This window comes from Streptomyces sp. CNZ287, from assembly GCF_007827615.1.
Genome location: NZ_VISV01000004.1, coordinates 226,716 through 245,917, shown reverse-complemented (window position 1 = coordinate 245,917; position 19,202 = coordinate 226,716). Strand labels below are relative to the sequence as shown.

Here is a 19,202-nt window from a genome sequence, read left to right as displayed (position 1 = left end):
GGCCCGGCACAGGTGGTCGGTCCCGCCCCGCACCCCGGAGCCTCGTGCGTCGCGCACACCGGCACCTCGCCCGATCGGCGACCGAACTGAAAGCTCAGTCGGCTGGCCCGGACGCCAGCGGTCCTCGTGCAGGACCGCGAAGGAGACGACGGGGCCGCGAGCACAGGAGGTCGCGTTCCGGGCCGGTGGCTGACACGAGGGCGTCCGCGAGCGCGGCGTCGAGGAGGTCGTCGACGCGGATCCGGCGGTCGGTCAGCGCGGACTCAAGGGCGCCCGTCACCATGGCCAGGCTCATGACGTTGTCGTGGACCTCGCCCATGGGTACGGTGCCGGTGCGTAGCGCGTGCACGAATGCGGCCAGGGAGCCGGCGACGCCCTTCATCGGTTCAGCCGTTGTCTGCGCGCGTCCCGCCGCCCGGTCCACGCCCGGTTCGGGTGTCATCTCGACGGCGGTGGGGCGGCCGCCGTTCCAGGTGATAGAGCCGTGTTCGCCGCTGAGCCGCCAGGCTCCGTTCCAGGAGGTCTCCAGGCCGGGGCTGCACCAGCTGCCGGTGAAGACGTAGCGGCTGTTCCCGGTCATCTCGAAGACGGCGGTGGTGGCGGCGGCACCGGCGTACCAGCTCCAGCCGGGGTTGTACTCCTCGCAGCGAACCGAGACCGGCTCGGCGTCCAGCAGCCAGCGGGCGGTGTCGAACGGATGGATCGCCATGTCGAGCAGCAGCGGGTGATCCATTGTGTCGCGGAAGCCGCCGAAGCGTGGCGCCCTGAAGAACTCGGTGGTCAGGATGCCGAGTCGGCCCAGTCGGCCGGCCTGCTGTTTGAACGCGAAGAGGTGCGGGTGGTAGCGGCGGGACTGGCTGACCATGAACAGCTCGCCTGCCAGCTCGGCGGCGGCGGCCAGCCGCAGTGCCTCCGGGAGAGTGACGGCGAGCGGCTTCTCGCCGAGGACGGGCAGACCGAGGGCGAGGGCCTCAAGGGTGACGGGCAGGTGTGCCGCGGGGACGGTCACGTCAACGACCGCGTCCGGCGAGGTGGCCGCCGCCACCGCGGTGAGGTCCGGTCCGGTGGGTACGTCCGGGGCGCCGGTCTCCGCGAGGGCCTTCTCGGCTGCGGCCGGGGCGGTGTCGACGACCCCGACCAGCATGGTTTCGGGGGAGGCAAGGATGGTGCGCAACCAGAGCCGCGCCATGCGGCCGGCGCCGACGACGAGGATCCGCAGCGGCTCGCCGTCGTCCGGAACCGTCCTGAACGGCGGCTCGGTCCCTGAGGTCTGCTCGGTCATTCCCGTACGCCGTCGCCGTTGAGGAACCAGTCTGTCCCGCTGTGGATCAGTCGTGGCCTCGCGTGGTCGGCGTCGGGGGCTGCCCACCGGACGGCGTTGGCGATGACGCGTCGTACGTGCGGGTGGTGATAGACGGGGTAGTCCTGGTCCCCCGGGCTGAAGTAGAAGATCTTGCCGTGACCGCGCCGGAAGGTGCAGCCGCTGCGGAAGACCTCACCACCGCTGAAGGAGCTGATGAAGATCAGCTCGTCGGGGGTCGGGATGTCGAAGAACTCCCCGTACATCTCCTGCTGTTCGATGACGATGGGGTGCGGCACACCGGCGGCGATGGGATGGGAGGGCGCCGTCGTCCAGATCAGCTCGCGGTCCCCCGCACTGCGCCAGCGCAGGGTGCAGGTGGTGCCCATGAGCCGCGTGAAGATCTTCGACAAGTGCCCCGAGTGCAGCACGATCAGGCCCATCCCGGCCAGCACCCGGCGATGCACCCGCTTCACGACCTCGTCGGAGACTTCGCGGTGAGCGAGCTGCCCCCACCAGGTGAGGACGTCCGTCGCCGCGAGCACCTCCTCGGTCAAGCCGTGCTCGGGCTCCCCCAGCGTCGCCGTGCGCACCCGCGCCTCCTGGCCGAGGTGGTCGGAGACACCGTCGGCGACGGCGCCATGCATACCCTGCGGATACCTCTTGGCGACCTCGGCATCGCGCTGCTCGTGCAGGCCCTCGCCCCAGACGGTGACCCGCAGGGGGCCCCGCGGCGGCATTGACGATGCCATGACACCTCCTTCCCAGGGCGGCTGGTGCGTCGTCACCAGATCCGTCGCGATGTCCTCGGGCGGAGCTTGTCAAAAAGTTTCGAAACCGCTCGATGCGCACGGTAGACCGCCCGATGAGGACCGTCAAGATCCCGGAGGCGGCCCCCCGAAGGGAAGCGGGTCAGGCGTACAGGTGAACCGCACGGTAATCTCCTGAGCGAGAGCCATGGCATAACGAAAATTATCGGGAGAGCAGAGAGTAGATCCGTGACCGGAATCAGGACACCGCGGCCCACGCTCGCGCAGATCGCGGAGACGGCCGGCGTGTCGATCTCCACCGTTTCCAAGGTCTTGAACGGCCGGGACGATGTCTCGACGGACACCCGCGCCAAGGTCGACTCCGCCCTGCGCCAGCATCAGTACACGCGCCGCGGCGTATCGCTGTCCGCGTCGGCCGTCCGCGCTCTCGACCTGGTGATGAGCGGGCTCGACGGATCGTGGCCCGCGAGCGTCGCCAGCGGCCTGGAAGCGGCGGCGTACGAGGCGGGAGTGCACGTCGTGATCTCCGCGGCCCGATCGGGCGCCTCGGCGAACAACCGTGGCGCACAGGACTGGGTCGACCGCGTGGTGGAGCGCGGCAGTGCCGGCGTGGTCCTGGGACTCATCGAGCCGACCCCCCACCAGCTCACCCGCCTGCGACAGGCGCGCATCCCCATCGTCGTCATCGATCCGCTCAGCGATCCGCCGCCCGACGTGGTCTCCGTGGGTACGACGAACTGGGCGGGTGCCTACGAGGCGACCACCCATCTCCTGGACCGCGGGCACCGGCGTATCGCGCTGGTCACCGGGCCGCCGCACCACCTCTATGCACGGGCGCGCACCGCCGGCTACCGCTCCGCCATGTCGGCGGCAGGCATCGACGGGGATCCGGCGATGATCCGGTACGGGACCTACGACCGCGCCAGCGGCGCGGAGCAGGTACGGGCGCTCTGCGAGCTGCCCGAGCCGCCGACGGCACTGTTCATCTGCTCCGACCACATGGCCATCGGCGGATACGAGGCCCTGGCCGCAGCCGGGCTGCGCGTGCCGGAGGACGTCAGCGTCGTCGGCTTCGACGACCTGCCCGAGGCGCGGTGGGTCTCCCCGGCGTTGACGACGGTGCGCCAGCCGCTGAAGGACATGGGCGGCAGCGCGCTGCGGACACTGCTCCGGCTGATGAACGGCGACGAGCCCGAAAGTCCCCGCGTCGAACTGGCCACGACCCTGGTCGTCCGCGACAGCACAGCCCACCGCGACTGACCGGAGTACGGCTCTCCCCATGCCGACCGCAGTCATCGGGTGGGCGGCAGCAGTTCGCGGCACGGCGCTGCGGGCAGGTTCCGGCGAATCCTGCCGAGAATCTTCGGGCGGCCGTGTCCGACACCTTGACGTTTGTGCGGTGCGTTCCTAGAGTCTGCTGCCGGTCGATAATTTTTTCGCAACTTTGCGGAGTCGGTACCGTCGCCTCACGATCCGCAACACCTGGGACGTGCTCCGCGGGAAACATCGGCCGAGGCCGCCACGTGGCCCGACAGGCGAAAGGAGACAGCCCCATGACCTCCGGACATCGGCAGGCGTTGGTGGTGCGAGGCGGCTGGGACGGCAACTTTCCCGTTCAGACGACGAACCTCTTCATGCCGTTCCTCCGTGGGAACGGCTTTCGGATCCTGGTCGAGGACTCCCTGGAGGTCTACGAGGACGAGGATCTGCTGGCCGAGACGGACCTGATCGTGCAGTGCTGGACGAGGGGTGACATCACCGCCGGTGAGAGCGCCGGACTGATCGCAGCAGTCCGGGCGGGAACGGGATTCGCCGGCTGGCACGGCGGGGTCGTCGACGCGTTTCGCGAAGACCTCGACTACCAGTTGCTGACCGGCGGGAAGTTCCTCACGTGCCCGCAGGGTCCCCGCCGGCACCGGATACACCTGACCGCGGAATACGCCGACCACCCGGTCATCGCCGGGCTCGGCGACTTCGACGTCGACACCGAGCCGTACTGGGCCCTGAACGACCCCTTGAACGACGTACTCGCCACGCTCACGTTCGATGCCGATGACACGCGCCGGCGGTCGGTGAATATCCCCGCGGTGTGGGTCAGGACGTGGGGCAAGGGCCGCGTCTTCGTGTCCACCGTCGGTCACGGTCCGGACGACTTCAGAAATCCGCACGTGCGCACCCTCACCGAAAGAGGGCTCCTGTGGGCAAGCCGTTGAGTCGTGGTCGGCAGCGCCGATCACCGGCGTGCGCGCGGCGGCAACGGCGGCGGCCGGCCGGCCGAAGACGTCCGCAGCCGCAAGCACGCGCGGCGCTACGGGCCGTCGTCGAGGCGACGTCCTGCTCGTCCTCAGGGCGAGACCCCCCATGTATGCCGACGAGGGCCTGCACCAGTGAGTGAAACAGGAGGGGAAGTCTCGCCGGAGCCGGCTGAGGCCCCAACGGCAGCATGCTGCTCCGCCCCGGCTCTTCCCCTGCGGGGACGGGCCACGTGGGAGTACGGCACGCCGAACAAGCGTGTCCGGCCGGTCCCGGCCGGGTGCACCGGTACTGATCAAGGAGGCTCGTGATGAGAGACATCACGACCCAGCTCAGAGCACGAATACGCCGCGGGACAACGCGGATTCTGGTGGGCTTGATCGTGTTCACACTCGGCGGGATCATCGCGATTCCGACCGCCGCCCAGGCCGACCAGCCCGATACCGAGCAGTTCTCCGCCCTGGTTTTCAGCAAGACAGCCGGATTCCGGCATTCCTCGATCCCGGCCGGGATCGACGCGATCCGCAAGCTCGGTGACGACGAGGGGTTCACCGTAGACACCACGGAGGACGCATCGGCGTTCACGGACGAGAACCTCGCCCGCTACGACGTCGTGGTCTGGCTCTCGACGACGGGCGACGTACTCGACCAGGCCCAGCAGGCCGCATTCGAGCGCTATATCCGGTCCGGCGGCGGCTATGCCGGTGTGCACGCCGCGTCCGACACCGAATACGCATGGCCGTGGTACGGCGAACTGGTGGGTGCCTACTTCAAGAACCACCCGGCCCAGCAGAACGCCACCGTGAAGGTGGAGGACCCGGCACACCCGTCGACCGCCGGCTTCGCGCCGACCTGGAGCAGGTTCGACGAGTGGTACAACTACCGCGAGAACCCGCGCGGGAAGGTGCACGTGCTCGCGTCGCTGGACGAATCGACGTACAGCGGCGGCGACATGGGGCCGGAGCACCCGATCACCTGGTGCCAGGGGTACGACGGTGGTCGGTCCTGGTACACAGGCATGGGCCACACCGCCGAGTCCTTCTCGGATCCGAAGTTCCTGCGCCACCTCCTGGGCGGGATCCGCACCGCGGCGGGTGTCGAGAACGCCGACTGCGCGGCCACGCTCACCGACAGCTTCGAGAAGGTCACCCTCGACGACAACACGGCGAACCCGATGGAGCTGGCGGTCGCCGACGACGGCCAGGTCGTCTACATCGACCGCAACGGCGACGTGAAGGTCATCGCCGCCGACGGCGGCACGTCGACGGCTGGCCACCTCAACGTCTACACCGGCCAGGAGTTCGGGCTCCTGGGCATCGCGCTCGACCCCGACTACACGACCAACGGGCACCTCTACCTGTACTACTCGCCCCAGGGCGACAAAGCCGTCGACCGCGTCAGCCGGTTCACCCTGAAGGGCGGCACTCTCGACATGTCGTCGGAGAAGGTCGTGCTGACCGTCGACACCCAGCGGGACCAATGCTGTCACGCGGGTGGGGCGCTGGAGTTCGACCACAAGGGCAACCTCTACATAGCCACCGGCGACAACACCAACCCGTTCGCGTCGTCGGGGTACGCGCCCATCGACGAGCGTCCGGGGCGCTCGGCATGGGACGCCCAGCGCACCTCCGCCAACACCGACAGTCTCAACGGCAAGATCCTGCGGATCAGGCCCAAGCCCGACGGCAGGTACGCCGTGCCGAAGGGAAACCTCTTCGACGACGGTGACGACCGGACACGGCCCGAGATCTACGCCATGGGATTCCGTAACCCCTTCCGGATCGGACTCGACGAAGAGACCGGCGGCCTGTTCGTCGCCGACTACGGCCCCGACGCCGGGTCGCCGAGCCCGGACCGCGGCCCGGACGGCCGCGTCGAGTGGAACATCGTCCGCAAGCCGGGCTTCTACGGCTGGCCGTACTGCGTCGGCGCCAACACGGCCTACCGGGACTACGACTTCGCCACCGACACCCCGGGCCCGGAGTTCGACTGCTCGGCTCCCACGAACAACTCGCCGAACAACACCGGACTGACCAAGCTGCCATCGGCCGAACCCGCCACGATGTGGCAGGGCAAGTCGTCGACCGGTGTGCCCGAGATCGGCGGCAGCGGTGCGCCGATGACCTCGGGCAGCTACCGCTACGACCCGGACCTGGACTCCGGACGCAAGTGGCCCGCGTACTTCGACGGCAAGGCGATCTGGGCCGACTGGAACAACAGCCGTCTCTTCACGGTCCAACTCGACCGGACCAGGCGCGCGTACACCGACGTCAACCGCATCCTCGCGGAATTGAACCTCACCCGTCCGCACGCCCTGCAGTTCGGCCCCGACGGCGCGCTCTACATGATCGAGTGGGGCAGCGGCTTCGGCGGCAACAACGCCGACTCGGGCATCTACCGTATCGACTACGTCCAGGGGAACCGAGCACCGACTGCCCACGCCACCGCGGACAGGACATCGGGCCCGGCCCCTCTCACGGTCGCATTCGACGGGTCGGAATCGAAGGACCGAGACGGACAGAAACTCACCTACGCGTGGGATGTCGACGGTGACGGCACCACCGACAGCACCGACGTGGCTCCCACGCACACCTACGAGACCGTCGGGGACTACACCGCACGCCTGACGGTGACGGACCCTGACGGACGCACCGGTGTGTCCAGTATCGCCATCACGGTCGGCAACACCGCCCCTGAGGTGGAGTTGGTCCTTCCCACCGACGGCGGATTCTTCGAGTTCGGCGACACCATCCGGTACGAGGTCGAGGTCAACGACCCCGAGGACGGCACGATCGACTGCCAGAACGTGGTCGTCCAGCCCGGGCTCGGCCACGATGACCACCCGCACGGCTACGAACAGTACCGCGGCTGCAGCGGGAGCTTCGTGCTCCCCGGGGACGCGGGCCATATCGGAGAGAACGTATTCGGCGTGGTCACGGCCACGTATACCGACGGGGGCGCCGCCGACGTCTCCCCGCTCACGGGCGAGGACGCGGTGGTGCTGCACACCAAGCGCACCGAGGCCGAGTTCTTCGACCAGCACGGTCGGCTGAAGGGATCGACCTCGGGCGGCACCGCCGGGGTCCAGATCGAGACCACCAGTGACGTCGGGGGCGGCGGCAAGAACGTCGGCTACATCGAGCCGGGCGACTGGTTCGGGTGGGACGTCATGAACCTCAGTCGCCTCGATCGGATCACGCTTCGCGCGGCAAGCCCCTCCAGCGGCGCGACGTGGGAGGTCCGCACCGGCGATCCTGACACCGGGCCGACCGTTGCGACGATCCAGGTCTCGGGTACCGGCGGCTGGCAGACGTACCAGAACTTCTCCGCCCAGCCGGTCGGTGACTCGACCACGGTGACCGGGCCGCTGTACTTCGTACAGGTCAGCGGCGGCTCCAATGTCAACTGGATCGACTTCGAGGGGCAAGGAGCGTCCGAGCCCGCACCCGGAACGTAACCGGCACGGCGATGTCGGCCGGCGGCGCGACGCCGTCGGCCGACTCCCATGCCACACGCGACAGCCGGATCAGCGGGCACCCCCTCGTTGCCCGACATCGCGAGGTCCGCGCGCCCGTCCGCGCTGCCGGGCACCGCCTCCGTACGTCACGGCTCCCGGGCGCTCGCACCCCGAACCCGGCACACCCCGGGCACGCATCCCACCCCCACCCCGTACACCCGCCGCCCCGCGCACGGACCCGGGCGAATCCCCGTGGACTGCTCCCCTCACGCCGGCCCCGTCACCGCCCGGACCCACGCCCCCCGGCGTCAACCCGTCCGTCCCTGCCGGTGCAGGCCGTGAGCCCCGCCGTAGCCGATCAGCCTTCCGGTCGACACGCCGATCGACGCGAGCTTTCATGGAACTGCCGGACCTATCCCGTTTCACCCCCAGGGGAGGCCGCACGTGACCCCCTACTCTCCGGCGGGAGGAACCGTGCAGACCGACGAGCACGCGACCGACAGCGGCAGTGGCGGCAGCGACGAGAGCCGTCGCCGTCGTGCCGAGACGGGACGCCGCGGCGAGCCCGCGCGGCCCGCCGAGTCGCGGGACGCGTACGACGACGAGCGGGATGAGGCCATCGACGCCGATCCGCAACTGCGTGAGATCGGGCGGGCCCGGTTGCGGAAGCGCACGGATCGGGCGTCCCGGGGTGAGCAAGGCGGTGGCGCGCGGCGTTGAGCCGCCTGCGAGCTGCGGATTACTCCCTCCGGTCGACACCTGAACGGCGGAGGGGTTATATAGGTGATATGCCGGTTTCGTCGAGATTTAGTCGGCGGACCGCTTCTATCCCTGCACGCACCACCAGCGGGAGGAACTGTGCAGACCGACAGGAACACAGCCAGTGGCGGCAGTGGCAAGGCCGCGGAAGCCGCGGGGGTAGGGCGCGAGACCGACGCCGCCGCTGCGGCGGGCGGCGGCGGCCAGGGTGAGCAGAGCCGGCGCGGTCAGCAGCCCGAGAACGCGCAGCGCGGCGGCGCGGCGGAGGACCAGCGTGTCGTCGCGTACCGCGAGCGGCTCCAGGTCGAGCCCGTCGACCGGCGGCAGCCCATGGGCGAGGCCGAGGTCACGATCCGGGTGCGGGAGACCCCGCAGCGGTTCGAGGTCACGCGCGGCCACGACGAGTGCGTCGTACGGCGCAGCGACGTCGACGGCAAGGAGGGCAACCTGATCGCCGGCGACCACCACGAGTTCGTGGAGCGCAGCGTGAAGGTGCCGCTCTACGGCGAAGACGCCGAGGTCATCGTCCACAAGGTGTCCGAGCCCTACGCCGTCGCCGACATCGGCACCCGGCGCATCGAGGACACCCAGACCTTCGAGACCGTCCTCAAGACCGAGGAGATCGTCGAGAACGTGCCGGCCGGCTCGAACGCGTCGATGAGGGTCCGCGAGGTGCAGGAAGGCTACGACCTGCGCGAGGGCGCCCGCCGCCAGCAGCAGGAGCAGAGCAGCGGCACGTCCGGCCACGCCGCCGCACCCGAGACCGCCGACACCCCCGGCGCCGCCGAGGACATCGGGAAGGGCAAGGGACGCCGTCGCTGGTTCTGACCACGACGGCGTTCGCGTCATGCCCCCGGTGCGGGGGTCCGCCCACGTGCGGGCCCTCGCGCTCCGTCTCTCCGGAGGCCGCGGCCGGCTCCGGCCGTCCCGGCGCCCCCGCCTCCGTCAGGCTGCCTTGCCCGGCTTCTTCGTCGTCTTCTTGGCCGTCTTCTTCGCCGCCGTCTTCTTCCCCGCCGTGCCGGTCTTCTTCGCCGCCGCCTTCTTCGTCCCCGCCGTCTTCCCCGTCGCCTTCTTCGCGGCCGTCTTCTTTCCCGTCGCCTTCTTCGCCGCCGCCTTCTTCCGCGGTGCCGCCGTCCCCCCGCGCTTGTCCTTCGCCGCCTGGACGCTCGCCTCCAGCGCCGACATCAGGTCGATCACCTGCCCCCGCTCCTCGCCGGCCGCCGCCTCCTTCGGCAGCGGTGCGATCCCCTCCTTGCTCGCCACCAGCGCCTCGACCGCCTCGCGGTACTCGTCCGTGAACTCCTCCGGGTCGTAGCCGCCCAGCGCGTCCATCAGCGAGTCGACCATGTCCAGCTCCTGCCGGCGCACGGTCACCTTCTCGTCCGGCGCCACCGCCTGCGCCGAGCGCACCTCGTCGGGCCAGAGCATCGTGTGCAGGACGAGCACGTCCTCCTCCGCCAGCACCCGTACGAGCGCGGGCGCCTCCCGGTTGCGGAGCGCCACCTTGACCACCGCCACCCGCCCCGAGCGCTTCAGCGCCTCGCGGAGCAGGACGTACGGCTTGGCGGCCGCGGCGTCGGCGGCCTTGACGTAGTACGCGCGGGAGAACTGAATGGGGTCGAAGTAGCCGACCTCCTCGAAACCCACCACGTCGATGATCTTCTTGCTGGGCAGCGGCAACTCGGCGAGGTCCTCGGGGGTGAGCACGACGAGTTCGCCGTCCTCCGTCTCGTACGCCCTGGTGATCTCCGCGTACTGCACCTCGCGGTCCTCCAGCTCGCAGAACCGCCGGTAGCGGATCCGGCCGCCGTCCGCCGCGTGCACCTGCCGGAAGGACACGCCGCGCTCCTCGGTGGCGGAGTAGAGCTGGACCGGAATGCTGACCAACCCGAAGGAGATCGCACCCTTCCATATAGATTTCATCCATATGTCCTCTCTCCCGGAGGTTCAGCATATGCCGGTCACCGAGGTCGAAGGACGCCGCCTGAAGCTCAGCAACCTCGACAAGGTGCTGTGGCCCGAGTACGGCTTCACCAAGGGCGAGGCGCTGCACTACTACGCCCAAGTCGCCGACGTCCTCCTGCCGCACGTGCGCGACCGGGCCGCCTCCTTCCTGCGCTTCCCGGACGGCGTGGACGGGGAGCGGTTCTTCGCCAAGAACGCCCCCGCGGGCACGCCTGAATGGGTGAGCGTCGCGGATGTCGAGCTGACCCGGAGCACCGTGCACCACGTGCTGGTCCAGGACCTGCCGACGCTGCTCTGGGCGGCGAACCTCGCCGCGCTGGAGCTGCACGTGCCGCAGTGGAAGGCGGTGGATCCCGGCGCGGCGCCGGCGGCCCCGGTGAGGGCGGACGAACGGCTCGCCGACCGGATCGTCTTCGACCTCGACCCCGGCGCCCCCGCCACCGTCGTCGAGTGCTGCCGGGCCGCGCTTCTGGTGCGCGAGGCACTGCGCGCCGACGGGCTCGACGCCTGGCCGAAGACCTCCGGCTCCAAGGGCCTGCACCTGTACGTGCCCCTCGCCCCCGCCTCCGCCGAGGCCACCAGCGCGTACGCGAAATCCCTGGCCCGGCGTCTCGAGAAGGAACATCCGGAGCTGATCCTGCACCGGATGGCGCGGAAACTGCGCCCGCGGAAGGTCTTCGTCGACTGGAGCCAGAACTCGCGGGCGAAGACCACCGTCGCCCCGTACGTGCTGCGCGCCCAGGCCCGGCCGACCGTCTCCACCCCGCTGACCTGGGACGAAGTGGAGGCATGTGCGGATCCGGACGAGCTGGTCTTCCTTCCCGGTGACGTGACGGAGCGCATCGCCACGCACGGTGACCTGCTGGCGCCGCTGCTCGACGACCACTTCGACCTGCCGGATATGACTGATTAGTCCATTCGTGGGACAGTGGAGAGTGCACCGGCAGGGCGGGAACGCCGCGTTCAGGAGGCGATGAACGCCAGGAACGAGCGCGGCGGGGAAGCCCGGCGGCAGTCCTCGGTGGCGGCGCACAACGACGCCAAGCCGCAGAGGAGCAGGATGCTTCGCGGGGTCGAGCCGCGCGGTGCGCGCCGGAACCGCGGGCAGCGAACGATCCCTGCCGCCGGCCGCGGGCGCGTCCCGCGCGGCCGTCCCCTCGGCGGCGCGGGACGCGCCCCCGCCGCGTGCCCGGCGTGCTCGGGGCGCCGGGCACGCGGCGGCCCCGCAGGCTCGGGGCGTTCGGCTGCCCGGCCCGTACGCGGACGAGGGCCGCCCCACGCGTACGGGCACCCGCTACGCCTCCGGCCGCCGCGCCTCCTCCGGGCCCTTGTCCGGCCGCAGCCCCCGCCACACCGGATGCCGCAGGACGCCCGTCGCCGTCCACTCCCCGTACGTGACCTCCCCCACCAGTTCCGGCTCCACCCAGTGCACCGCGCCGCCCGCCCGCACGTGCCGGTCCGCGACCGGGCCGGAGAACGGGCTCGTGTCCCGGGCCAGCCCCGCCAGCCGCTCCCGCAGCACCTCCAGCGCGTGCCGGGAGAAGCCGCTGCCCACCGTCCCCGCGTAGGCCAGCTCGCCGGCCTCCGTCCAGACACCCATCAGCAACCCGCCGACCGCGTCCGACCTGCTGCCCGCGCCCTCCGTCCAGCCCCCGACGACGACCTCCTGGGTGCGGACGTTCTTGATCTTCAGCCAGAGACCGCTGCGCCGCCCCGGCAGATACGGCGACTCCAGCCGCTTCGCGAGCAGCCCCTCCAGCCCGTACCGCCTGGTCATCTCCCACGCCTCGGTGCCGTGGCCCTCCCAGTGCGGGGGCGTGCGCCAGTGCGGTCCTTCGACGCGCAGGTCCGTGAGGAGCGCGCGGCGTGCGCGGTACGGGAGGCGCAGGGTGGACTCGCCGTCGAGGTACAGCACGTCGAACGCCATGTAGTCGACCGGCACCTCGGTCGCGAGGCGGGCGATGACGGCGCCGCGGGTGAGGTTCATGCGGCGCTGGAGCGCGCCGAAGGAGGGGCGGCCGTCGGCGCCCAGCGCGACGATCTCGCCGTCGAGCACGCAGGCGTGCCCGGCGGCGGCGAGGGCCTCGCCGAGCGGGGCCAGCTCGGGGTAGCGGACGGTGACGTCGTTGTCGTTGCGGGTGCGCAGCGTGAGCGAGCCGTCGCCCGGGGCGTACGCGACGGCGCGGATGCCGTCCCACTTCAGCTCGTACGCCCACGAGGGGTCCGCGGCGGCCGTCGGCAGGCTGCCGGAGACCGCCAGCATGGGCGGGACGTGCGGCAGCCCGCCGGGGTCGGTCATGCGGGCAGAGTAAGTTCCGGGCCTGCGCTACGCCTCCTGGGCGATGTCCGCGCGCAGCGGCTCCAGGGTGGCGCCGATGGTCTTCACGGTCTCGTCCGGAACGCCGAGGCCGACGAGCGTGGCCGTCAGATGGTCGACCACCCGCTCGAAGTGGGCCGGCGTGATGCCGAGCCCCTCGTGGGCCTTCCGCATGCCGCGGCCGTTGTAGCCGCCGGGGCCGCCGAGGGCGGCGCCGATGAAGGCGCGCTGGTGGCGCTTGAGGCGCTGGACGTCGATGCCGTCGAAGAACGGCTTCAGCTCCGGGTCGTCGAGCACTCGGTCGTAGAAGTTGTCCACGGCGGTCGCGACCGCCGTCTCCCCGCCGATCGAGTCGTAAATAGTCATGGGGCCTGATTATTGGGGCCTGTGGGGCTGGGGTGAAGAGCGTAGAACGTTTAATTCCGGCCCAAGTTTTCGCCAACCGCACGCCAGGTGACGCGCGTTGTCAGCCGTTTCCGCCCATGCGCTGCAGGATCGCCCGCTTTGCGGCTGCGAACTCCTCGTCCGTCAGCACCCCGGCGGCGTGCAACTCGCCCAGCTCGCGCAGCCGGCGCAGCACCGCGTCGTGGTCGTCGCCCGGGACCGCGGCCTCCGAACTCGCCGGCGCCGCCGCCGCTTCGGCCGGGTCCGCCGACGCCTCCGCGGACGCCGCGGGCGGCTCCTTGCGGAACTCCGGTGGCACCGCGTCCGCCGGCTCCTCTCCGGCCGCGGGCAGCGCCGCGGTCACCTGCCCCGACCCGCCGCCGGCCGCGTCCGCCGGCGGGTGGGGGTGCGGCAGGCGTACGGTCACCGCCGCCGCCAGCAGCACCGCCTCGCCCAGCTCTCTCTTCGTCCCCCACAGCGCCAGCGTGTGCGGGTCCTTGTCCACGGCGAGGAAGACCACCGCCCCGTGCGGCCGGAACCGCAGGCCGCCCATCCCCATGCCCGCGGCCGGTATCCACTCCGCGGCCGCCAGGTCGGCGAGCCGGAGCGTCCTGTTCCCGGTGGCCTTCTTGACCTCCTCGACCAGGCCCTTCCACTCCACCCGGATCTGCTCGCCGTCGAACGTCGCGTTGCCGTCCATGCCGGACACGGTCAGCGGCACCGCGGGGCCCGGCAGCAGATAGCGGTCGACGGGGCCGTCCGGCACCTGGTCCAACAGCAGCGCCCTGCGCACCTCTTCGGCGAAGTACTCCGCCACCCCGCCGCGGTCGCGCTCCGGCCGCAGCAGGTACGGGCTCGCCGCCTCCGGCAGCCGGCCGCCCGCGGCCCGCAGCAGCGGGCACGCGCCGTCGCGCAGCCGCAGCCGCAACACCCCGCCCTTGCGCCCGGGTTCGTACGCGATCCCCGCCACCGCCGGCAGCGGCACGGCGACCTCGCCGAGCAACTGCCGCAGCTTGTGCACCCCCCGATCGCGGCCCGGGATGATCCGTATGATCTCGCCGTCGAACCCAGCTACCGTCCTTCGCGATCACCTCGGCCATGCCGTGAGTCTATGGCGCGCTCACGTGAACGTCAGTTCGCCTGGAATCCGCTCTAGACGTCAACGCCCTGTCACCTTGCCGACGCACCGGGTATGGACAGCGGTTGCTCCCGGCAATTGCAATACCGCGCATGACGCCTCCCCACCCGCAAGACGCCCTGCGTGCCGCCGCGGCACACGTGAGCCGCCGCCGCTTCCTCACCGTCACCGGTGCCGCCGCCGCGCTCGCCTTCTCCGTGGGTCTGCCGCAGGCCCACGCGGACGAGCCGGCGGACCCGGGGACGATACGCCAGGAGCCCTTCACCCTCGGCGTCGCCTCCGGCGACCCGGCCCCCGACGGCGTGGTGCTGTGGACCCGGCTCGCGCCCGCGGCGTTCGAACCCGACGGCGGGATGCCGCCGGCCCCCTTCCCGGTCGACTGGGAGATCGCCCACGACGAGGGCTTCCGCCGTGTCGTCCGGCGCGGACGGGAGCTCGCCCACCCCGAGTTCCACCACACCGTGCACGCCGAGGTCGACGGACTCGCGCCCGGGCGCCCGTACTACTACCGCTTCCGGCTCGGCCCCTGGATCAGCCCCGTCGGCCGTACGAGCACCGCGCCCCCGCAGCACGCGCGCAACTCGGCCATGCGCTTCGGCGTGGTCGCCTGCCAGAACTACCCCGGCGGCTACTACACCGCCTTCAAGCACCTCGCGAACGAGGACCTCGACGCCGTCTTCCACCTCGGCGACTGGATCTACGAGGGTGCCGTCGCCTCCACCGGCGGCAGCCGCGCCTACCCCGCGGGCACCCTCCCCGCCGTCTTCAACCATGAGACGGTCACGCTGGAGGACTACCGGCTGCGGTACGCGCTCTACCGCAGCGACGCCGACCTGCGCGCCGCCCAGGCCGCCCACCCCTGGATCCTCACGTGGGACGACCACGAGGTCGAGAACAACTACGCGGGCGCCATCTCCCAGGACAACCTGCCGCCCGACGAGTTCCTCGTCCGCCGGGCCGCCGCCTACCGGGCGTACTGGGAGAACCAGCCGCTCCGCAGGCCGCAGCGCCCGCGCGGCGCCGACCTGCGGCTGTACCGGCGGCTGCACTACGGCACGCTGGCGCAGTTCGACGTCCTCGACGGCCGGCAGTACCGCAGCGACCAGGCGTACGGCGGCGCCTGGGCGCGGCCGGGGGGCGACGCGGACGACCCGGCGCGCACGATGCTCGGCGAGCGGCAGGAGCACTGGCTCGCGGACGGCTGGCGCGACTCGCGCGCGCGGTGGAACGTCGTGCCGCAGCAGGTCGTACTCGCCGAGCGGCGCAGCGAGCCGATCGGGGAGTACACCGTGAGCATGGACGCCTGGGACGGCTACACCGCCGCCCGCACCCGGTTCCTGGACGCGGCCGAGGCGGCGGGGGTGGAGAACCTCGTCGTCCTCACGGGCGACGTGCACGTGCACTACGCGATGGACGTCAAGCGCGACTACGCCGACCCGGCCGCGCCCGCCGTCGCCAGCGAGATCGTCGCCACCTCCATCAGCAGCGGCGGCAACGGCGCCGAGCGGCCCGCGAGTTACGACCGGCTCACCCAGGCCAACCCGCACCTGCGGTTCTACGACGGCCGCCGCGGCTACGTGACCGTCGCGCTGGACCGCGAGCAGTGCCGCGCGGACTTCCGCGTCGTGCCGTACATCACCACCGAAGGCGCCCCGGTCGCGACCGCGGCTTCCTATGCGATCGAGGCCGGGCGGCCGGGACTGCACCGGGTGTGACGGTCCCGCCGACGGGCGCGTGGCCGCCCGCGTGAGCGGACCCGGCACCGCCGCCCGGCCCGGCGGTGCCGCCCGGACCTCCCGAACCACCCGCGTCGCCCGAACCGCCCGCACCGCCGGGGCCGGTGGCGGCGAGCGAGCGGCTGACGGCCGCGACCCTGAGCCACAGGGCCGCGGCCTTCAGCGCGGAGCCGGCGCACAGGCCCCAGGCCGCGCCGAGCACGCCCCCGGCGGCGTAGCCGGTGAGCATGCAGCCGACCGAGAGCAGGGAGAAGACGACCTGGATCGGCAGCGTGCTCTCCGGCCGCAGCACGCGCAGCGTGAGCAGCGCGCTGGTGCCCAGCGCTATGCCCGCGTACTGGCTGCCGGTCGCGGGCAGCAGCGAGGACGTCGACGCCCAGGTGTCGCCGAGGAGTTGGCGTCCCGCGGAGTCGGGCAGCAGGACGAGCACCGTCGTCCAGGCGGCGGCGGTGCCGGCGAGCAGGACGGCGAGGGCGGCGGCGGAGCGGAGCTTGCCGCGCAGGTTCGGGATCCGGTTCATCACCGGCGGGCCGAAGGAAGTCGCCGAGTTGTAGAGGACGTTCATCGGCCCGTAGAGCGTCGTCGCGCCGCGCAGCGCGCCGACCGCGAGCTGGCTGGCGACGAGCCCGAGGCCGATGACCGACAACTGGGTCGCGCCGTTGCCCACCGCGAACTCGACCACGAACCGGCGGCCCAGGTGCCCCCGGCGCAGGTAGCGCCGCCAGTCCCCGCGGGCGCCGCGGAGCCGGTACCCGGCCAGCGCCAGGCAGAGCAGCAGCGCGGGCAGCGCGGACGCGCCCCACACGGCGATGAGCCGGGCCGGGGACGAGCCGTCCGGCTGCAGCACGAGCGCCGGGACGGCGACGACGAGCCGCAGCAGGTCGGCGAGGAGCGCGTGGTGCGGCAGCCGGAGCGCGGCGAAGCAGTACCGCAGCACGTCGTGGAGGAGCACGACGGGCAGCACCACGCCGAGCATGGCAAGACCGTGCGCCAGCTCGCCGGGCACCAGCGCGAGCAGCAGCGCCGCCGTGCCGCCGACCGCGGTGGACGACAGCGCCGAGAACGTCACCGCGGAACGGCACGCGGACGCGACGCCGGTGGGCGGCGGGCGCGGCGTGTCGGGGTCGGGCTCCGCCCAGGACGGGATGACCGGCCCGTCCTGGGTGGCGCCGGCCCCCTCGGGCCCCACGCCGGAACCGCCCGCGCCCGCCCGGCCGTTCTTGCCGCCGTCGCGCTCCAGCACCAGCGCCTGGCCCACGAAGCTGCTCTGCACGCCCAGCACGACGGTGAACGTCATGTAGACGAGGGAGAAGACCGCGAACCCCTCCGCCGACGACTCCCGCGCCGCGACCACCAGCACCGCGATGTTCGTCAGCGCCGCCACGCCCTGGTCGGCGACGGAGGAGGCGATCGCCCAGCGGGCGCGCATCTACCGCCGCGAGGAGCGCACGGCCCGGCTGTCGGCCGGGTAGTCCGCCCCCGTGGCCTCGGCCGGCGGCGCCGGCACCCCCGCGCCCGCACCGGCCTCGCCGCCGCGCCCGTCGCCCCGGGCACCGCCGCGGACCGCGCCTCTGCCGGACCGGCCGCGCCCGCCCGCGTCGGGCTCGCCGCTGCCGTGCGAGTGCAGCACCGCGCCGAGCACCGTGCCCCCCGCGCCCGATATCAGCTCGCGGATGCGCGCCAGATCCTCGCGGTGCACCTGCCGCGGGTCGCAGACGACGAGCACGCCGTCGACCCGGTCGGCGAGCGCCAGCGCGTCCGCGTACGACAGCACGGCCGGAGCCAGCACCACCACGACGGAGCCCGGGGCGTCCGCCTCCGAGATCAACTGCGTGGCCGGGGCGGACGTCAGGGCCCGCGCGGCGTTGCGCACCCGGGTGCCGGGGATGAGGTCGAAGGCGCCGGACTCGCCGGCGTCGATCGGTATCTGCAGGCCCGTCGGCCAGCCGCCGTCACCGCGCGCCGGCGTACGGGCCCAGCCGGGCCGCACCCCGTCGGCGGCACTGAGCCGCGCCGACAGGCTCGGCGTGCGCAGGTCCGCCTCGACGAGCAGCACCTCGTGCCCCATCTCCACGAACGACGCGGCCAGGTTCACCGAGACCGCGGCGGGGATGTCTATGCTGCCCCGCGGCGCGACCACCAGCAGCCGCCGCCGGTCGGCGAACCGCTGGTCGTACGCGAGCCGGAAGGCCATCGAGCGGTACTCCTCGGCGACCCGGCCGGTGGCCAGCAGCCCGCCGGGTCTGCGGGTGCGCGGCAGGGTGCCCAGCACCGGGGCGTGCAGCGCCCGTACGACATCGCTCTCCGAGCGGGCCGTGGGGTCGAAGACCAGCCGCACCCAGGCGACGAGCAGCCCGAGGCCCACGCCGAACGCGGCGCCGAGGCCCAGCAGCATGAAGATCCCCGGCCCCGCCGGCTCGGCGGGCGGCGTGGCGTCCCGCACGACGTGCCCCGGGGTGGTGTCCAGGGCCTGGAGCTTGGCGCGGTCGGCGGTGATCTGGCCGATGCTCTGGCTGAGCGAGGAGCGCGCGGACAGCGCCGACTCCAGCGCGCGGCCCTCGCCGAGCGACTCGATCTCGCTGTCGAGCGCGTCCCGCTCCGCGATCAGCGGTTTGACCTGGTCGTCATAGGCTTCGACCATGTTGTCGATCGTCCGCTTGCTCTTGTCCTCGCGGTACGCGAGGTAGGCGGCGGCGAAGGCGTTGGAGCGCTCGGCGGCGGTCTCGGGGTCGTCGGCGCTGTAGTCGAAGCGGAGCACCAGCGTGTTCGGCGGGTTGGTGACCTGGAGGCCGTGCTGGAGCTTCTCGCCGTCCTCGGGGTGGTCCACCTCGTCGGCGACGATCCTGGCGACCGCGTTGCTCGCGGCGGTCTGCCGCTCGGTGCCGATGTTCTCCTTGATGGCCGTCGCGTCGCTGCCGGAGGAGAAGGGGTCGAGGCTGACCTGGCGGAGCGTGACCTCGCTGGACGCGATGTACTCGTCGCCGGAGGCGAGGGCGATCCACCCGCCGCCCAGCAGCCCGAGGACGACGCCCAGGACGATCATCCCGCGGTACCGCAGCAGTTGCCGGAACTGGTCGCGCAGCAGGTCGGGCTCGTCCTGCGGCTGCATGCCGTGGCTCTCGC

The 19,202-nt window shown here is 71.9% G+C and carries 14 protein-coding genes and 1 pseudogene; 7 read left to right on the top strand and 8 right to left on the bottom strand.

Annotation, left to right across the window (positions count from 1 at the left end; genetic code table 11):
- Positions 1 to 94 precede the first annotated feature (94 nt).
- Both FB457_RS11125 and FB457_RS11120 read right to left on the bottom strand, forming a co-directional pair.
- Positions 95 to 1,282, bottom strand: coding sequence for a Gfo/Idh/MocA family protein (locus FB457_RS11125; protein WP_047015448.1), 1,188 nt, complete (start codon positions 1,280 to 1,282; stop codon positions 95 to 97).
- On the bottom strand, positions 1,279 to 2,052 hold the full coding sequence (locus tag FB457_RS11120) for a ThuA domain-containing protein (protein ID WP_107086093.1): 774 nt from the start codon (positions 2,050 to 2,052) through the stop codon (positions 1,279 to 1,281). Before FB457_RS11120 ends, FB457_RS11125 begins: the two co-directional genes overlap by 4 nt.
- Positions 2,053 to 2,298: 246 nt before the next feature.
- On the opposite strand from FB457_RS11120, the gene FB457_RS11115 reads away from it, so the two are divergent.
- The 5 genes from FB457_RS11115 (at position 2,299) to FB457_RS11095 (ending at position 9,367) form a co-directional block, all read left to right on the top strand.
- Complete coding sequence (locus tag FB457_RS11115) at positions 2,299 to 3,330, top strand: substrate-binding domain-containing protein (RefSeq protein ID WP_145781694.1); 1,032 nt, start codon at positions 2,299 to 2,301, stop codon at positions 3,328 to 3,330.
- A gap of 293 nt (positions 3,331 to 3,623) precedes the next feature.
- Positions 3,624 to 4,283, top strand: coding sequence for a ThuA domain-containing protein (locus FB457_RS11110; RefSeq protein ID WP_047015445.1), 660 nt, complete (start codon positions 3,624 to 3,626; stop codon positions 4,281 to 4,283).
- Between the two features lie 410 nt (positions 4,284 to 4,693).
- Positions 4,694 to 7,780: a ThuA domain-containing protein gene (locus FB457_RS11105; protein WP_253911584.1), complete on the top strand. Its 3,087-nt coding sequence runs from the start codon at positions 4,694 to 4,696 to the stop codon at positions 7,778 to 7,780.
- A gap of 474 nt (positions 7,781 to 8,254) precedes the next feature.
- Positions 8,255 to 8,500, top strand: coding sequence for a hypothetical protein (locus tag FB457_RS11100; protein WP_145781692.1), 246 nt, complete (start codon positions 8,255 to 8,257; stop codon positions 8,498 to 8,500).
- Between the two features lie 138 nt (positions 8,501 to 8,638).
- Positions 8,639 to 9,367, top strand: a complete 729-nt coding sequence (locus tag FB457_RS11095; protein ID WP_047015442.1) for a DUF2382 domain-containing protein — start codon at positions 8,639 to 8,641, stop codon at positions 9,365 to 9,367.
- Between the two features lie 117 nt (positions 9,368 to 9,484).
- Here the strand turns inward: FB457_RS11095 and ku are convergent, their stop codons facing one another.
- Entirely contained in the window at positions 9,485 to 10,462 is a 978-nt protein-coding gene (ku, locus tag FB457_RS11090; protein WP_047015441.1) for a non-homologous end joining protein Ku, read from the bottom strand.
- Positions 10,463 to 10,493: 31 nt separating this feature from the next.
- Here ku and ligD (FB457_RS11085) point away from each other — a divergent pair, with 31 nt between their 5' ends.
- Entirely contained in the window at positions 10,494 to 11,417 is a 924-nt protein-coding gene (ligD, locus tag FB457_RS11085; RefSeq protein WP_047015440.1) for a non-homologous end-joining DNA ligase, read from the top strand.
- A 381-nt stretch (positions 11,418 to 11,798) separates the two neighbouring features.
- On the opposite strand, the gene ligD (FB457_RS11075) is transcribed toward ligD (FB457_RS11085), so the two are convergent.
- The 3 genes and pseudogenes from ligD (FB457_RS11075) to FB457_RS11065 form a co-directional block, all read right to left on the bottom strand.
- Positions 11,799 to 12,803 carry a non-homologous end-joining DNA ligase gene (gene ligD, locus FB457_RS11075; RefSeq protein WP_047015439.1) on the bottom strand — a complete coding sequence of 335 codons (1,005 nt, stop codon included), beginning with the start codon at positions 12,801 to 12,803 and terminating at the stop codon, positions 11,799 to 11,801.
- Positions 12,804 to 12,830: 27 nt separating this feature from the next.
- The gene (locus tag FB457_RS11070) at positions 12,831 to 13,187 is read right to left on the bottom strand and encodes a group I truncated hemoglobin (RefSeq protein WP_047015438.1); all 357 of its coding nucleotides are present in this window, start codon (positions 13,185 to 13,187) and stop codon (positions 12,831 to 12,833) included.
- A 100-nt stretch (positions 13,188 to 13,287) separates the two neighbouring features.
- Positions 13,288 to 14,305, bottom strand: a pseudogene (locus FB457_RS11065) (DUF4429 domain-containing protein).
- A 130-nt stretch (positions 14,306 to 14,435) separates the two neighbouring features.
- Between FB457_RS11065 and FB457_RS11060 the strand changes: the two are divergent.
- Positions 14,436 to 16,058, top strand: coding sequence for an alkaline phosphatase D family protein (locus FB457_RS11060; RefSeq protein ID WP_047015436.1), 1,623 nt, complete (start codon positions 14,436 to 14,438; stop codon positions 16,056 to 16,058).
- On the opposite strand, the gene FB457_RS11055 is transcribed toward FB457_RS11060, so the two are convergent.
- Together FB457_RS11055 and FB457_RS11050 are read right to left on the bottom strand one after the other, a co-directional pair.
- Complete coding sequence (locus tag FB457_RS11055; protein ID WP_145781690.1) at positions 15,979 to 17,508, bottom strand: MATE family efflux transporter; 1,530 nt, start codon at positions 17,506 to 17,508, stop codon at positions 15,979 to 15,981. The two genes, FB457_RS11060 and FB457_RS11055, sit on opposite strands and share 80 nt — an antisense overlap.
- A complete protein-coding gene (locus FB457_RS11050) occupies positions 17,509 to 19,188 on the bottom strand; it encodes an LPS biosynthesis protein (RefSeq protein WP_047019839.1) in 1,680 nt (559 codons plus the stop codon). It abuts the gene before it with no gap.
- Between the last annotated feature and the right edge of the window lie 14 nt (positions 19,189 to 19,202).

Excerpts from the sequence above, each read along its gene's own strand:
- FB457_RS11125 (WP_047015448.1), bottom strand. The coding sequence starts at position 1,282 with ATGACCGAGCAGACCTCAGGGACCGAGCCGCCGTTCAGGACGGTTCCG.
- FB457_RS11120 (WP_107086093.1), bottom strand. The coding sequence starts at position 2,052 with ATGGCATCGTCAATGCCGCCGCGGGGCCCCCTGCGGGTCACCGTCTGG.
- FB457_RS11110 (WP_047015445.1), top strand. The coding sequence starts at position 3,624 with ATGACCTCCGGACATCGGCAGGCGTTGGTGGTGCGAGGCGGCTGGGAC.
- ku (WP_047015441.1), bottom strand. The coding sequence starts at position 10,462 with ATGAAATCTATATGGAAGGGTGCGATCTCCTTCGGGTTGGTCAGCATT.
- ligD (WP_047015440.1), top strand. The coding sequence starts at position 10,494 with ATGCCGGTCACCGAGGTCGAAGGACGCCGCCTGAAGCTCAGCAACCTC.
- ligD (WP_047015439.1), bottom strand. The coding sequence starts at position 12,803 with ATGACCGACCCCGGCGGGCTGCCGCACGTCCCGCCCATGCTGGCGGTC.
- FB457_RS11070 (WP_047015438.1), bottom strand. The coding sequence starts at position 13,187 with ATGACTATTTACGACTCGATCGGCGGGGAGACGGCGGTCGCGACCGCC.
- FB457_RS11060 (WP_047015436.1), top strand. The coding sequence starts at position 14,436 with ATGACGCCTCCCCACCCGCAAGACGCCCTGCGTGCCGCCGCGGCACAC.
- FB457_RS11055 (WP_145781690.1), bottom strand. The coding sequence starts at position 17,508 with ATGCGCGCCCGCTGGGCGATCGCCTCCTCCGTCGCCGACCAGGGCGTG.
- FB457_RS11050 (WP_047019839.1), bottom strand. The coding sequence starts at position 19,188 with ATGCAGCCGCAGGACGAGCCCGACCTGCTGCGCGACCAGTTCCGGCAA.